This window comes from Halomonas sp. ABH4_019 (genome assembly GCF_056159885.1).
Genome location: NZ_JBSWWC010000001.1, coordinates 1196177 through 1210065, shown reverse-complemented (window position 1 = coordinate 1210065; position 13889 = coordinate 1196177). Strand labels below are relative to the sequence as shown.

10 protein-coding genes are annotated in these 13889 nt (G+C 71.1%); 4 read left to right on the top strand and 6 right to left on the bottom strand.

What is annotated here, in order from left to right; genetic code table 11:
* Window position 1 precedes the first annotated feature (1 nt).
* The 3 genes from ACXAFN_RS05490 to ACXAFN_RS05480 all read left to right on the top strand — a co-directional run bounded on the left by ACXAFN_RS05490 (window position 2) and on the right by ACXAFN_RS05480 (window position 3595).
* Entirely contained in the window at window positions 2-1462 is a 1461-nt protein-coding gene (locus tag ACXAFN_RS05490) for an N-acyl-D-amino-acid deacylase family protein (protein ID WP_474986881.1), read from the top strand.
* A gap of 44 nt (window positions 1463-1506) precedes the next feature.
* Entirely contained in the window at window positions 1507-1899 is a 393-nt protein-coding gene (locus ACXAFN_RS05485) for a RidA family protein (protein WP_474986879.1), read from the top strand.
* Window positions 1900-2101: 202 nt separating this feature from the next.
* Entirely contained in the window at window positions 2102-3595 is a 1494-nt protein-coding gene (locus ACXAFN_RS05480; RefSeq protein WP_474986877.1) for a sodium:solute symporter family protein, read from the top strand.
* A gap of 92 nt (window positions 3596-3687) precedes the next feature.
* On the opposite strand, the gene ACXAFN_RS05475 is transcribed toward ACXAFN_RS05480, so the two are convergent.
* From ACXAFN_RS05475 to ACXAFN_RS05450, 6 genes are all read right to left on the bottom strand, one after another.
* A complete protein-coding gene (locus ACXAFN_RS05475) occupies window positions 3688-5505 on the bottom strand; it encodes a monovalent cation:proton antiporter-2 (CPA2) family protein (protein ID WP_474986875.1) in 1818 nt (605 codons plus the stop codon).
* A 112-nt stretch (window positions 5506-5617) separates the two neighbouring features.
* On the bottom strand, window positions 5618-5824 hold the full coding sequence (locus tag ACXAFN_RS05470; RefSeq protein WP_474986873.1) for a DUF3565 domain-containing protein: 207 nt from the start codon (window positions 5822-5824) through the stop codon (window positions 5618-5620).
* Between the two features lie 37 nt (window positions 5825-5861).
* On the bottom strand, window positions 5862-6518 hold the full coding sequence (locus ACXAFN_RS05465; protein WP_474986871.1) for a CerR family C-terminal domain-containing protein: 657 nt from the start codon (window positions 6516-6518) through the stop codon (window positions 5862-5864).
* Window positions 6515-9622 (bottom strand): efflux RND transporter permease subunit, encoded by a 3108-nt coding sequence (locus ACXAFN_RS05460; protein ID WP_474986870.1) that lies wholly within the window; start codon window positions 9620-9622, stop codon window positions 6515-6517. The genes ACXAFN_RS05465 and ACXAFN_RS05460 overlap by 4 nt, the downstream gene beginning before the upstream one ends.
* A 7-nt stretch (window positions 9623-9629) precedes the next feature.
* Window positions 9630-10742 (bottom strand): efflux RND transporter periplasmic adaptor subunit, encoded by a 1113-nt coding sequence (locus tag ACXAFN_RS05455; protein ID WP_474986869.1) that lies wholly within the window; start codon window positions 10740-10742, stop codon window positions 9630-9632.
* A 151-nt stretch (window positions 10743-10893) separates the two neighbouring features.
* Window positions 10894-12951: a TonB-dependent receptor family protein gene (locus ACXAFN_RS05450; RefSeq protein ID WP_474986867.1), complete on the bottom strand. Its 2058-nt coding sequence runs from the start codon at window positions 12949-12951 to the stop codon at window positions 10894-10896.
* Between the two features lie 191 nt (window positions 12952-13142).
* Between ACXAFN_RS05450 and ACXAFN_RS05445 the strand changes: the two genes are divergently transcribed.
* Window positions 13143-13766, top strand: coding sequence for a rhomboid family intramembrane serine protease (locus ACXAFN_RS05445; protein WP_474987472.1), 624 nt, complete (start codon window positions 13143-13145; stop codon window positions 13764-13766).
* Window positions 13767-13889: the final 123 nt, after the last annotated feature.

Sequence of the window (13889 nt, the reverse complement as noted above, 5' to 3'; positions counted from 1 at the left end):
GATGCGCCATGACCTGCTGATTCGCCGCGCCGAGGTGATCGACGGCACCGGGCGTGAGGCCTTCACGGCGGACGTGGCCGTGGACGGCCAGCGCATCGTGGCCGTGGGCGACCTGGAGGGGCACGACGCCGAAGAGACGCTCGACGCCCGGGGGCTCTACCTGACCCCGGGGTTCATCGACGTCCATACCCACGATGACACCAACGTGATCCGCGCCCCCGAGATGCTGCCCAAGCTCTCCCAGGGCGTGACCACGGTGGTGGTAGGCAACTGCGGCATCAGCGCCGCGCCGGTGACCCTGAACGGCGAGGTGCCGGACCCCATGAACCTGCTGGGTGAGGCGGTCGACTTCGCCTACCCGAGCTTCGCGGCCTACGCCGAGGCGGTGGAACTGGCTCGGCCGGCGGTCAACGTGGCGGCGCTGATCGGCCACACCAGCCTGCGCAGCCAGGTGATGGACGACTTTCACCGCCCCGCCACGGACGACGAGATCGCGCGGATGCGCGCGGCCCTGGCGAAGGCGCTGGCGGAGGGCGCCATGGGGCTCAGCTCCGGGCTCGCCTACCACAACGCCTTCCACGCCCCCGACAGCGAGCTGGCGCCGCTGGTGGCGGCGGTGGGCGAGGCCGGCGGCCTCTATACCACCCATCTGCGCGACGAGTTCGCCGGCCAGGCGGCGGCCATGGACGAGGCCTTCGCCACCGCGCGTCGGGGCGGCGCGCCGCTGGTCATCTCGCACCTCAAGTGCGCCGGAGCGGGCAACTGGGGCCAGGCACCGCGAGCCCTGGCCCAGTTGGAAGGCGCCGCCGAACGCCAGCGGGTGCACTGCGACTGCTACCCCTACACCGCCGGCTCCTCGACCCTCGACCTCGGCCAGGTGACCGACGAGATCGCCATCACCATCACCTGGTCGCGGCCGCATCCCGAGCAGGCCAGGCGGTCGCTCTCCGACATCGCCGCCGACTGGGGACTGTCGCTGACGGAGGCCGCCCGCCACCTGCAGCCGGCGGGGGCCGTCTATCACAACATGAGCGAGGACGACATGCGCCGGGTGCTGGCGCACCCGCTGGCCATGGTCGGCTCCGACGGCCTGCCCAACGACCCGCATCCGCATCCCCGGCTGTGGGGCGCCTTCCCGCGGGTGCTGGCCCACTACAGCCGCGACCTGGCGCTGATGCCGCTGCCCGAGGCGGTGCGCAAGATGACCGGGCTCTCGGCGGCCACCTTCGGCCTGGTGGACCGCGGCGAGATCCGCGCGGGCGCCTACGCCGACCTGGTGCTGCTGGACCTGGCGACCCTCGAGGACACCGCCGACTACGACACGCCGGTGTCGCCGGCCCGCGGCATCCGGCGGGTGGTGGTCAACGGGGCCACGGCCTATGTCGACGGCGCCCCCGGCCGGACGCGCGCCGGACGCATGCTGCGCCGGAGCCTGAGGCTGAGCCCGTCACCCGACCGGTAGATCGCTTTTTCCCATCATCAACACGTCCATCAGGAGGACATTCCATGAGCATCACACGCTATGGCGCCGAAGGCGGCGTCGGTACCGGCGGCCAGGCGCTGCCGTTCTCCCGCGCGGTGGAAGCCGGCGGCTGGCTGAAGGTCTCGGGCCAGACCCCGATGACCGACGGCGAGGTGGTCGAGGGCGGCATCGTCGAGCAGACCCGGCTGGCCTTCGACAATGCCCTGGGCATCGCCCGGGAGGCGGGCTATTCGGTGCAGGACGTGGTGCACGTCACCGCGGTGCTGACCGACGCGCGCTACTTCTCGTCGTTCAACAAGGTGTTCGCCGAGATCTTTCGCGATCACCCGCCGGCGCGCATCTGCAGCGTCCAGGACCTGGTGGTGGACTGCAAGGTCGAGGTGGACCTGACCTGCTATCGCGCCGACCGCGCCTGAGCCCCGGGGCGGCCGGCAGACGGGCCGCTCGCGAACGAGGCGCGAAGGACCGCCAGGCATCACGCGACACCAACAACAGCGATACCAATAACAACAGGAGGCGCCGGATCCCGGCAAGGACCCGGCGCCAGGCACAGCAAACGGCAAACGTCCACTGTCCCGCTCGCGGCAACGACCGGGACGACAATTATAAGAGGTCTGTATGAACAGTCACCTTTTCCTCGGCAGCTTCTTCGTCTATATCCTGGCGATGATCGGCTTCGGCTGGTGGGTCTCGCGCAACGACCGCGGCACCGGCGACGACTTCCTGCTCGGCGGGCGCAGCGTGCCGCTGTTCCTCACCGTGGGCACCACGGTGGCCACCATGGTCGGCACCGGCTCGAGCATGGGCGCGGTGGGCTTCGGCTACACCAGCGGCTGGGGCGGCGCCCTCTACGGCATCGGCGGCTCCATCGGCGTGCTGCTGCTGGCGCTGTGCTTCTCCGGCATCCGGCGGCTGCGCTTCATGACCATGAGCGAGGAGCTGTCGTTCTACGTCGGCGCCAACCGCATCGTGCGCAACGTGGTGGCGCTGCTGATCTACGTCGCCTGCATCGGCTGGCTGGGCGCCCATATCCTCGGCGGCGGCCTCTACCTGGCGTGGATGGCCGACATCCCGGCCTGGCAGGCCAAGATCATCGTGGCGCTGGGCTTCGGCATCTACTGCGTGATCGGCGGCTACATGGCGGTGGTGTGGACCGACACCGTGCAGGCGCTGGTGCTGTTCGTCGGCTTCTTCCTGATGGCCGGCGTGGCGGTGGTCGAGGTGGGCGGCTTCGAGGCCATGACCGCGGCGCTCGACGACTCCGCCACCAGCTTCCTGGCCATCGACAAGATCGGGGTGCTGCCGGCGATCTCGCTGTCCACGGTGATCGCGGTCGGCGTACTGGCCACCCCGTCGTTCCGCCAGCGCATCTACTCCGGGGCCTCGGTGGGCTCGGTGCGCCGCTCCTTCCTGCTCACCGGCGCGCTCTACATGGCGTTTTCCATCGTGCCGGCGATCATCGGCATGGCTACCCATGCGCTGAACCCCGACCTCGAGAACAGCAACTTCGCCTTCCCCTACCTGGCCACCGAGGTGCTGCCGGTGGGGCTCGGCCTGCTGCTGCTGGTGGCCGGCCTGTCGGCGACCATGTCCAGCGCCAGCAGCGACGCCATCGCCGGGGTCACCACCCTGATCCGCGACGTCTACGTGCTGGTCAAGGGCCGCGCGCCCTCGGCCAGAAACGTGGTGTTGTTCTCGCGGGTGGGGCTGGTCGCCACCATCGGCCTGGCCCTGGCCTTCGCCCTGACCTCCGACAACGTGATTTCCTACATCACGCGGATGGTGTCCACGGTGCTGGCCGGGATGTTCGTGTGCGGCATGCTGGGCCGCTTCTGGCCGCGCTACAACTGGCAGGGGGCCATCGCCTCGCTGGTGGTGGCCTCGTCGACCTCGCTGGCGATCATCGCCCATGACGGCTGGAGCGCCTACTGGGGCAACCCGAGCATTCCGGCAGTGCTGCTGGCGGCCCTGGCCGGCGTGGCGGTGAGCCTGGCGACCCCGGCCTCGCGGCGCAGCGAGCAGGAGGCCCTGGCGGTGATCTCCGAGGAGCGCGAGCGCATGGAGGCGGTGCCCGAGGTACCGATCGGCCAGCAGAAGGCCGCCGGCGCCTGACCGCGCCCCGCGTTCGCCTGCGCCAGGCCCCGCTCCCGCCTCGGGACGCGGGGCCTGGCGTTTTGTGTCCGGCGGTCCGGCGATTCCCCGGCTCAGCGTCGTTCCGGCGGGCGCTCGGGGGCGGTGGTGGCCACGTCCTCGTCGGCCTCGAACAGTTCCTCGAGCTCCCGGGCGGCCTGCTGGATGGTCTGCATCTGCTCTCGCTTGTTGCCGAAGGCCTCGAGCTGGCGCGCCAGGGCGCGCTCGTCGTGGGGGCGGAAGGTGTCCACGGTGTGCTGGGCCTGGTCGCGGGGGATCCCGAGGCCGACCAGCACCTCGCGGGTCAGCTCCAGGCTCGCCGGCAGCAGCTCGCGGATGAGGTCGGTGACCCCGGCGCGCATCAGCAGCTGGGCGTGGTAGCGGTCCCGGGCCCGGGCATAGAGGCGCAGATGCGGGAAGCGTCGCCTGACCCGCTGGACGATGCGCATCGAGGTCTCGATGTCGCCCACCGCCACCACCAGCACCCGGGCCTTGTCGGCGCCGGCGGCCTGCAGCAGGTCGAGGCGCGAGGCGTCACCGAAGTAGATCTCGTTGCCGTAGCGGCGCACCACGTCGACGTGCTCGGCGTTGATGTCGAGCACCGTGTAGGGAATCTTCAGCCCCTGCAGGATGCGCCCCATGATCTGCCCGAAGCGCCCGAAGCCGGCGATGATGATCTGGGGGCCGTTGTGGGGCGGGCGGTCGAAGTCGCGGCGCGGCTTGCCGGCCTTGAACAGCGGCCGGATCAGCCGCGCATGCAGCTGGACGAGCACCGGGGTGGCGGCCATGGACAGCGACACCGCCAGCACCAGCAGGCCGACCAGGGCGGGGTCCAGCAGGGCGGCGGCCCCCGCCGCGGTGAGCAGCACGAAGCCGAACTCGCCGCCCTGGGAAAGCAGCGCGCCCAGGTTCAGCGCCACCTTCCAGTCGCCGCGGTAGGCCCGGGCGGCGATCACCAGGCTCAGCCACTTGGCGGCCAGCAGCGCGGCGGCAAGGCCCAGCACCAGGCCGGGGCGTTCGGCCAGCAGGCCGATCTGGGCGGTCATGCCCACCGCCATGAAGAACAGCCCCAGCAGCAGGCCGCGGAAGGGCTCGATATCGGCCTCGATGCTGTGGCGGTACTCCGAGTCGGCCAGCAGCACCCCGGCGATGAAGGCGCCGAGCGCCATGGACAGCCCGGCCAGCTCCATCAGCAGGGCGGCACCGATCACCACTAGTAGGGCGGTGCCGGCGAACACCTCGCGGCTGCGGGTGGCGGCGGCGAAGCGGAACAGCGGCCGCAGCAGGTAGCGCCCGCCGATGATCAGCCCGACAAAGGCGCCGACGGCGATCAGCGCCTCGCCCAGCAGGTGGCCCCAGCCGCCGCCCAGCGGATCGTCGCCGGCCAGCAGGGGGATGGCCGCCAGCACCGGGATGGCGGCCAGGTCCTGGAACAGCAGCAGGGCGAAGGCGTAGCGGCCGTGGCGGCTACTTAGCTCGCCGCGCTCGCCGAGCAGCTGCAGCACCAGCGGCGTGGAGCACAGCCCCAGGCTGAAGCCGACCACCAGGGCCGCGGCCGGCGAGAGCCCCGCCGCCAGCGCCAGGCCGGTGAGCAGCGCCGTGGTGATGGCCACCTGCAGGCTGCCGAAGCCGAACACCGCCTTGCGCATCAACCTGAGGCGCGACGGCTTGAGTTCCAGGCCGATCACGAACAGCAGGAAGACGATGCCCACCTGGGAGAACTGCAGCACCGCATCGGCATCGGGGACCAGCCCCAGCGCCGAGGGGCCGATCACCACCCCGGCGACCAGGTAGCCCAGCACCTCGCCGAGCCCCAGGCGCTTGACCAGCGGCACGATCAGTACCGCGGCGGCAAGGAAGATCAGGGCGTTGTAGAGCAGGGCGATGGCCAAGGCGGGTTCCTCCGGTGGCGATGCAGGTGGCGGTCGGCGAATCCCCATCCTACCGCAGAGGATCGCCCCAATGGCCAAGCAAGAACTGGGCCAGAGATTCCCTGGCGGGCGTTCACGGCCGGTCCGGCGGCTCGCCGCGGTCGCACTTGGTGCATTCCAGGGCCAGGCCCAGCCGCGAGCGTCGCCCGGCCTCGGTGGTCACCCAGGGGCGCTCGGCCCAGGGCGGCTGATGGCGGACGTGCTGGCCATGCCCGCAGGCCAGCTCGGCCACCCAGTGGCCCTCCGCGTCGCGGTGATAGCCGACGATTGCCTGGCGCATGGTCAGGGGGCACCCGGGCTACGGGTGGGCTCGGTGGTCATGGTGTGGAGCCGCCGCCTGGCGGGGCATAGAGGTCCAGGTGGCCGTCGAGGACCGCCTCGATCTCGGCCAGGGTCGCCGCGTCCAGGGCCTCGAGCCCCAGGCGGCGCAGCAGCGGCTCCCGGGCGATCAGGAAGAACACGATCTGTCCCACCAGGGTGTGGGTCTCCAGCACCACTCGGCGGTCGTCCGGGGCACGGTCGGTGAGCCGGCCGATGAGGGTCGCCAGCCGGGCCTGGACGACGCCGAAGGCGCGGCCCTGGAGGATCTCGAAGGCCTCGCCGGGATGGATCTGCTCCCGCATCACCAGCAGCAGCCAGTGGCGGCAGTCGTCGTCGGCGGCGAAGGTGCGCGCCATGCGTCGCACCATGTCGCGCAGCGCGGCCAGGGCGGCGTCGCGGTCGGTGGGCACGTCCGGCGCGTCCCCCGGCGCCAGGCGCTCGCGGAGTTGGTCGGCGATGTGGCCCGCCGCCGCCAGGTAGAGGCCGTGCTTGTTGGCGAAGTGATAGGCGATGGAGCCGATGTTGGCCCCGGCGGCCTCGGCCAGCAGGCGCGTGCTGGTGGCCCGGTAGCCGTGCTCGCCGAACAGCCGGATGCCGGCCTGGATCAGGCGCTCGCGGGTCTCGGCGGCGGACGCTCGGGAGGCGGCGGTCATGGGCGGGTCCTCCGGGAAGGTTCGCGGGTGTCGATGCCGAACAGGTAGCTGTAGAGCACCGGCACCATGCCCAGGCTCATCAGGGTGCCGACGCCGAGCCCCCCGGCCATGGCGGCGGCCATGCCGTAGAACAGCGGGTCGCGGCCGACGATCAGCGGCAGGAAGCCGAGGATGGTGGTGATCGCCGACATCAGGATCGGCCGCAGCCGGCGGGCCGAGGCCTTGACCACCGCATCGCGGCCCGACAGCGTCGGATCCCGACGCTCGATATCGATGCGATCGATCAGCACGATGGCGTTGTTGATGATGATGCCGGCCAGGCTGTAGATCCCCAGCAGCACCATGAAGCCGAAGTTGGCGCCGCTGGCGAGCAGCCCCAACACCACCCCGACGATCACCAGCGGGATGGTGGCGACGATCACCAGCGGGCGCTTGAAGGAATTGAACTGGGCCACCAGCAGCACCACGATCAGCCCCAGGCACAGCGGCAGGTTGGCCTGCAGCGCGGCCTGGCCCTCGCGGGATTCCTCGACCACGCCGTCGAACTCCAGCCAGTGCCCCGCTGGCAGGTCCGCCTCCAGCTCGCGCAGCGCCGGCGCGAGGCGCGGCACCATGTCCTCGGCGGTGAGGCTGCGGTGGCGGCCCTCCACGGTGATGGTGCGCACCAGGTTCTCGCGGTCGATGCGGTAGTAGCCGTTGTCGAGTCGCAGGTCGGCCACCTGGTTGAGCGGCACGCCCTCGCCGGGGGTACCCAGCGGGTAGACGGTCAGCGCCCCGAGGTGGGCGAGGCTCTCGCGCTGCTCGTCGGCGTAGCGCATGACCACCGGGATGATGTCGTCGCCCTCGCGATAGTGGCTGAGGTGATAGCCGTCGAGGGCGCCGGACAGCGAGCGGGCGATGTCCTCCGAGGTGATGCCGGCGGCCCGCGCCCGGGCCTGGTCGACCTCGACGCCCAGCGACGGGATGCGCGCCTCCCAGCTCTGGCGCACGTCCCGGGTGCCGTCGAGGTCACGCAGCAGGGCCTCCACCTCGCCGGCGGCGGCGAACAGCACCTCGCGGTCCGGGCCCTTGACCTGGACCTGCAGCAGGGTGCTGTCCGAGGGACCGAGGAACATCCGCGTGACCCGTGGCGAGAGGTCCGGGTGGCGCGTCGCCAGCAGCGTCCGGGTGGCCTGGATCACCGCCGCCACCCGCTCGCGGTCGGCCACGTTGAGTACCAGGAAGCCCTTGTTGGGGGCCGGGTCGAGGGGCGTCAGCGAGAGCACGAAGCGCGGCCCCCCGAAGCCCGAGTAGGCGGCCACGCCGGTGACGTCGTCGGCGAGCGCCGGGGCCTCGAGCAGTTCGCGGCTCAGTGCCTGGACGCGCCGGTCGCTGCGGTTGGCGGCGATGTCCGAGGGGAAGTCGATGGTCACCAGCACCTGGTTGCGGTCCGAGTCGGGGAAGAACTTCTTGGGCACCGCCTGCATCATCGCCACCCCGGCCACCAGGGCCAGCGCCATGGCGGCCAGGAACAGCGGGCGGTGATGCAGCACCCGGACCAGCCAGCGGCCGTAGCGCCGCGAGACCCAGTTGAAGGCGCGGTCGGAGAGGTTGGGGGCGGCCCCGGGGGCGTCGGGTCGGGTGCCGGCGCGCGGTGCCTTGAGGAAACGATGGCACAGCGCCGGGGTCACCGTCAGCGACAGTCCCCAGGAGGCCAGCAGGGTGATGGCGATGACCAGCGAGATCGAGCGGGTGTACTCGCCGGCGGCGTGCTCGGCGAGCATCAGCGGCAGGAACACCAGGATGGTGGTCAGGCTGGACGACAGCAGCGGCAGGGCCAGCTCGCCGCCGGTCTCGGCCAGCGCCTGGTCGCGGCTGCGGCCGGCCTCCAGGCGGGTCTTGAAGTCCTCGGCGACGACGATGGCGTTGTCCACCAGCAGGCCCAGGGCGATCACCAGGGTGGCCAGGCTCGCTCGCTGCAGGGTCAGCTCCGTGAGCCCCATCACGGCCAGGGTGACCAGCATCACCGTGGGGATGATCGAGCCGACGATCAGCCCGGTGCGCACGCCGAGGAACAGGATCACCACCCCGAGCACGATGGCCAGCGTCTGCAGCACGCTCTGGGTCACCCCGAAGACGGCGTTGGCCACCTGTTCGGGCTGGAAGGTCATGATGTCCAGACGGTAGCCCGCGGGCAGGCCGGCGCGCAGCTCGTCGAGGCGCTGGCGCACGGCATGGCCGAAGTCGAGCACGCTCTCGCCCTCGAGCATCGACACGGCGAAGACGATGGCCGGTTCGCCGTTGAAGTAGGCGGTCTTGTCCGCGGGGTCCTCGTAGCCGCGGGTGATCTCGCCGAGGTCGCGCAGGCGCAGGGTGGCGCCGTCGGGCAGGCGCAGTTCGGTGTCGCCCAGCGCCTCCAGGGTCGGGAACTCGCCGGAGACCTCCAGCGCCAGGCGCTGGTCGCCGGTTTCCAGCACGCCGCCCGGCGGATAGATGTTGCGGCTCTGGATCTGCTCGGCGAGCTCGCCCGGGGTCAGGCCCAGTTCGGCCAGGCGCGCCTCGGCGATATCGATGAACACCCGCTGTTCCTGGATGCCCAGCAGCTCGACCTTCTGGGTGCCCGGCACGCCGTAGAGGGCGGCGCGCACGTGCTCGGCGATCTCCTGCTGCTCGGCCTGGGGGAAGTCCTCGGCGGTGAGCGCGGCGGTGACCACGGCCACGTCGCCGAAGTCGTCGTTGATGACCGGGTCCTGGGTGCCCTCCGGCAGCCTGTCTCGGGCGGCCTCGACGCGCTGGCGCATCTCGTCCCAGATCTGGTCCAGGTCGAAGTAGCGGTCCTGGATCTCGACGTGGAGGATCGAGCGGCCGCGCATCGAGGTCGAGGCGATGCGCTCGACCTCGCCGAGGGTGCGGATGCTCTCCTCCAGCGGCTTGGTGATGTTCTCTTCCACCTGGGCGGCCGGCAGGCCGGGAAAGGCGGTGGTCACCACCGCCTCGCGGACGGTGATCTCGGGGTCCTCGCGGGCCGGCAGGGTGAAGTAGCTGTACAGGCCGAACAGCATGGCCAGCACGGTGGCCAGGTAGACGACGGGGCGGCGGCGGTAGGCGATCTGGCTCAGGTTCATGAGGGCCTCAGTGGTAGCGTTCCGGGCCCTCGCCGAGCAGGCTCACGGCCTGGCCGGCGTCGACGAACTCCGCGCCCCGGGCGACGATGCGCTCACCCGGGGACAGGGCGCCGCGCACCCGGGCGCGGCCCTCCTCGAGACGCAGCACCTCGACGTCGACCCGCTCGAGGCGCCGGTCGTCGTCGATGCGCAGCACATGGGCGCTGTCCTCGCCGTCGTAGACCAGGGCGGTGAGCGGGATCGGCAGGCCGGCGGCGCCGTCCGCGGCGGGCAGTGACAGCGCCACCCGGGCGGTCATGCCGGAGCGCAGGCCCGTGGGCGGCTCGTCCACGGCCAGGATCACCGGGTAGTCGTTGGCGGAGCGTGGCTGGGTGCCCAGCCGGCGCAGGGTGGCGGGGCTCGAGGCGCCGCCCAGGGCGGGCAGGCGGATCTCGTGGATGCTGCCCTCGACGAGGGCGCCGACCAGGGTCTCGGGCACGCTGGTCTCCACCTCGAAACCCTCGCGATCGGAGATCACCTCGAGGACGGTCTGGTTGGCGGCGACCCGCTCCGCGGGCTCGGCCTGGCGCTGGCTCACCGAGCCGGCATAGGGCGCCGTCAGGGTGGTCAGGCGCAGGTCTCGCTCGGCCAGCGCCACGGCGGCCTGGGCCGAGGCGTGGCGGGACTCGGCGGTATCCAGGGCGGCCCGGGCGGTATCCAGCCGGGTGTCGCTGACGTAGCCCTTGTCGGCGAGGCTGGCCTGGCGGCGGTAGTCCTGGCGCTTCTCGGCCAGGCTGGCCTCGGCCTCCCGGCGTTCCGCGCGACGCTGCTGGGCCACCAGGCGGTAGCGGGCGTCGTCCAGGCTCGCCAGGGTCTCCCCGGCGGCGAAGGTGTCGCCGACGTCCACCGGCAGCGACCGGATCTCGCCGGGGATCTCGAAACTCAGGGCGGTGCGCTCGGCGGCCTTGACCCGGCCCGAGAGCCGGGTCACGGCGCCGTTGCCGTCGGCCTGGATGACATGGCTGGCGACGACCCGCGGCGGCGTTTCGGAGGGCGCCGTCTCCGGTGAGCAGCCGGCCAGCATCAGGGCGAGGCCGGTCAGCGGGAACACGACGGCCGGCAGGCGGGGGAAGGGGGGCATGGCGACGATCCTCGACGGCCGATGAGCGGTGCCCGGCGTGCCCGGACGCTATCGGCCAGTGTATTAATCAGTTGATTAAATCGCAATCAGAAGGCCATCGGCTCGAGCACCCATGGCGCTCGAGCGGGGGAGAGCGCTCGAGGCGCGCCGCCTAGAAGGCCAGCGCTACGCCCGCATGGACGCTGCGGTCCGGGGCCGTGGCGAAGTAGCGTCCGCGCTGGTCGTTGATGACGATGTTGTCGAAGTGCTCGCGGTCGAACAGGTTCTGTACGCCCACGTAGGCGCGCAGCAGGGTATCGTCGCCGAGCCGCCAGCCGTCGCCGGCGCGCAGGTTGGCCAGCCAATAGTCGTCGATCCTCACGCGGTTGGCGTCGTCGGCGACCATCGAGCCGACGTAGCGGGTCTCCAGGGTGGCGAAGCGCTCGCCGATGCCCTGCCAGGTCAGCTGGTTGACCCAGGTGCGCTCGGGCAGGCCCGGGATGCGGTGGTTGGCGAAGTCGTTGCCCTCGCCATCTTCGTAGTCCTGGAACTCGTAGCGCGCCAGGGTCAGGGCGCTGTCGAGGCGCCAGTCCTCGGCGAACTGCCAGCCCAGGGCCACTTCCAGGCCGTCCTGGCGGCTGCGACCGGCGTTGCGGTAGAAGTCCCGGCCCTGATCGTCGCGGTAGGCGATCAGCGAGTCGCGCACCCGGGTCGAGAACAGCGCCACGTCGTAGTCGAGGCCGGCGTCGACGAAGCTGCCGCGCAGGCCGATCTCGCGGTTCCAGGCCTTCTGCGGTTCGATGTCCGGATTGAAGCCGCCGACGCGGGCCGGATTGGCGAACTCTGTAAAGGTCGGCGTCTCGTAGGCGGTGCCCGTCGAGAGATAGGCCTGATGGTCGGGCCGATAGCGATAGCTCAGCCCGGCGCTGCCGCTCCACTGATCGAAGCGGCGATCGCCGCCGTTGTCGCCGTCGGCGAGGTAGTCGTCGTCGATATCGAATCGGGTGTGGTCGAAGCGGGTGCCCAGCGAGAGGGTCCACTGGTCGCTCAGGTCCAGGTCGCCCTGGGCGAAGACGCCGACCGAACTGGCCGTCTGGGTCTCGTCGGCGACGCGGCCCTGGTGGACGCCGTCGATGGTGACCTCGTCGCGGTAGCGTTCGTCCTGCTGGCGGGCCAGGTCGATGCCGGTCACGGTGCGCAGCGGCAGGTCGCCGACGGTCAGCGACTGGCGATACTCGGCGCTGCCGCCGTAGTAGTCGCGATCGTAGGCGACGAAGCTGTCGCCGGCGTAGGCCAGCTGCTGCTCGAAGTCGCGCTCCAGGTAGAAACCACGCAGGGTCAGTTCGCCGGGGCCGGCGGCGAGGTCCTCGTACTCCAGGCCGAGCACCTGCTGGTCGACCGACTGTCCCGCATCGATGCGGGTCGGCGAATAGAAGGGGCTGTCGATCGTGCCCTTGCGGTCCTCGCTGACCGCCTCGGCGGTCAGCCCGCCCGGATCCTCGGCGCGCGGATTGTCGAGCAGGTTGACGATGGCGGTGAGCGAGCGGTCGGCGTCCAGCTCGCGCGTCAGCTTGGCGTTGAGCCGGTACTTCTCGACCTCGCTGTGGTCGCGGTAGCCGTCCAGGCCCAGCGCCGAGACGCTGAGGTGATGCGACCAGGGGCCCTCGACGCCGCCGTTGCTGAGATTCAGCTTGCGGTAGCCGTCGCTGCCGCCCTCGACGCGTAGCCGGGTACCGGGATCGCTCTCGCCGTCGGCGGTGGTGACGTCGATCACGCCGCCGGCGGCGTTGCCATACTGCACCGCCGCCGGGCCGCGAATCACCTCGATGCGCCGGGCGCTGTCGAGATCGATGGCATCGAGCTGGGCCTGGCCGTCGGGCAGGGTGTAGGGGATGCCGTCGACGCGCACCGTGATGCCGCGCACGCCCCAGGGCGTGCGGGCGCCGAAGCCGCGGATCGATACCCGCTCGCCCTGGACGAAGTTGTGACGGTTCTGGAGATAGAGCCCCGGCACGCTCGCAAGCGACTCGTTTAGCCGCTCGCGGGGCTGGCCCCGGGCGATCTGCTCGTCGTCCACCACGGTGACGGCGGCCGGCGTGGCGTAGAGCTCGCGCTCGAGCCGCGATGCGCTGACCGTCAGCGGCTCGAGGGTGAGCTCGGCGGCCTGGCCGGCGGCGGGCAGCAGCAGAAGGGGCGTCATCATGACGGGAGCGAGGGCGTGTCGGGGCATGAGGCGTCCTGTCGGTGCGTGGTGGGAAAGAATGTTCGCATCCTAAGTGATGCCTGACAAATCGTGTCCATGCCCCTGAATCGTCGACCAGGCGACGGATGTCTTCAACGTCGCTGGGCCTTGCTCCGTGCCCGGCGGCCGACCACCTTGAAGAGGACATCGGGAGCTGGAGGAGAGGTGGCGTGGGACGCATGATATCGCGCCCGGCCGGTGGCGGGATCTCGGTGATCGCCCTGCTGCTGGCCGCCAACGGCCTGGCCTTCCTGGCCCAGGCGATGCTGCCGGGCCCGATGCTGCGCCACCTGGCGCTGTGGCCGCTCGGCGCGGCGCCGGACACGCTGGCCATGGGCATGCCGGTGGGCGAGTTCCATCTGTGGCAGCTCATGAGCTACTCCTTCCTGCACGGCAGCGTCTTCCACCTGGGCATCAACATGTTCGTGCTGTGGATGTTCGGCAGCCCGCTGGAGCGCGACTGGGGCAGCCAGCGTTTCGCGCTCTACTACTTGCTGTGCGTGCTGGGGGCGGGGGCGGCACAGCTGCTGGCGGTGTCGGCGGGGCCTTTCGCGCCCACGGTGGGCGCCTCGGGCGGCGTCTATGCGCTGCTGCTGGCCTTCGGCATGCGCTATCCCAACCAGTACATCCTGCTGCTGATTCCGCCGATTCCCATGAAGGCCAAGTACTTCGTGATCGTCATCGGCGCGGTGGAGCTGTGGTCGGGCCTCGCCGGCACGCGCCAGGGCGTGGCGCACTTCGCGCACCTGGCGGGCATGCTGGTCGGGCTGGCCCTGATGCTGGCCGGGCGTCGGCGCCCATGACGCATGGCGTCCTGGGCGGGGTGTTCGCCGGGCCGACCGGAATTCGCCACTCACGACGGCGAGGCGGGCTCGGTGGTCCGGCATCACGCGACGAGGTGTGGCCTTCGCGACTGTCAGGCGTGC